This window comes from Streptomyces sp. NBRC 110611, assembly GCF_001590865.1.
Classification (GTDB): Bacteria; Actinomycetota; Actinomycetes; order Streptomycetales; family Streptomycetaceae; genus Streptomyces.
In genome coordinates, this window is record NZ_BBUY01000081.1 from 1 (window position 1) to 1,266 (window position 1,266).

Consider the following 1,266-nt stretch of genomic DNA (forward strand, 5'->3'; position numbering starts at 1 on the left):
GCCGGGGCCCGGACGAAGGCCTCGCGGGTGCTGCACGGCGTGTGGCTGCTGGTCTTCGCCGCGCTGTTCCCGGCGGCGCTGGGCGTGGTGCCGATCGCGGCGCTGGCCGGTGTGCTGGTGCATGCGGGCGGCAAGCTGATTCCGGTGAAGGAGTGGCGTCCGCTGTGGCGGGAGCACCGGGGCGAGGCGGTGGTGCTGCTGGTGACGGCGGTCGCGATCGTGGCCACCAACATGTTCGAGGGTGTGCTGCTGGGGCTGCTGATGGCGGTCGCCAAGTCCGCGTGGGAGACCTCGCACGTCCACCTGGAGGTGGAGGGCCTGGAGGGCGCCGGCGTGGTGCGCGTACGGGCCCTGGGCAATGCGACCTTCCTGCGGCTGCCGAAGCTGCTCGACCAACTCGAGGCGCTTCCCCGGGACCGGGAGATCGACCTGGATCTGTCCGGGCTGCGGCACCTCGACCATGCGTGCGCGGTGGCGCTCGGCAGCTGGGAGGAGCAACGCCGCCGACTGGACGACGCGGCCCGGCAGAAAGCACCGTCCATGGCACCCTGACCGGCGTTGCCCATCCCACCGCCGCAAGCGGTAGTCGGCCCCGGGGCACCGACTACCGCCATCCCCCTCTCCTTCTGTGATTACTCGCAGACCATCCCTATCAGTCCCCATCCGGACCACTCGCTCACGGATTTCGTCAGGGCACTTCCTCGCCACTGGCATAAGCCCCAACCCTCCAGGATTCGAACCCTCCCGGGATCCGACGTTGGTAACCGAGGGCTGCCGCTTCGGAAGCGTTGCGCGACGTATCCTGCGACCGCGCCCCGATTTCCTCGCCGGGCACCGGAGATGAGCGGTACCGTGAGCGAAGCGCACGGGCTGGCCGAGCTCTGGAAGCCTCACGGCGGTCCTGGCGACAGCCGCGGGTGGGATCAATCGCCGGACGTCCGCCCCCGGCGCGGCACCTGGGGCGACTTCGCGGCCTCGGCCTCCGCCTTGGCGTCGCTCACCGCGGCGGCGGCCTGCTTCACGGCCTCGTCAGCAGCCGTGGCAGCGTCAAGCGGAACAGTCGAGACTGCCTCCAGCTCCGCAGTCCGGCCTTCGTCCGACGTCTCGTCAACATCGGTGGTGGCTGCTTCCTCAGGTTGCGCAGGTCTGGGAGGACCCGCCGCCGACTGGTCGCCGAACGCACTGGTGACGGTCCGAACTGCCTCGGTCAGCTCTCCCGGGATCACCCAGAACGTGTTGTTGTCGCTCTTCGCCAAGTGCGGGAGC

Annotated in this window: 1 protein-coding gene and 1 pseudogene; one reads left to right on the forward strand and one right to left on the reverse strand. The window is 70.0% G+C overall.

Annotated features, from left to right (window positions below):
* A partial coding sequence (locus AZE13_RS33425) for a SulP family inorganic anion transporter (protein ID WP_147264835.1) occupies positions 1–552 on the forward strand: 552 nt, incomplete at its 5' end.
* A 371-nt stretch (positions 553–923) separates the two neighbouring features.
* Here AZE13_RS33425 and AZE13_RS33430 read toward each other — a convergent pair.
* Positions 924–1,266, reverse strand: a pseudogene (locus AZE13_RS33430) (SPFH/Band 7/PHB domain protein); the annotation flags it as partial.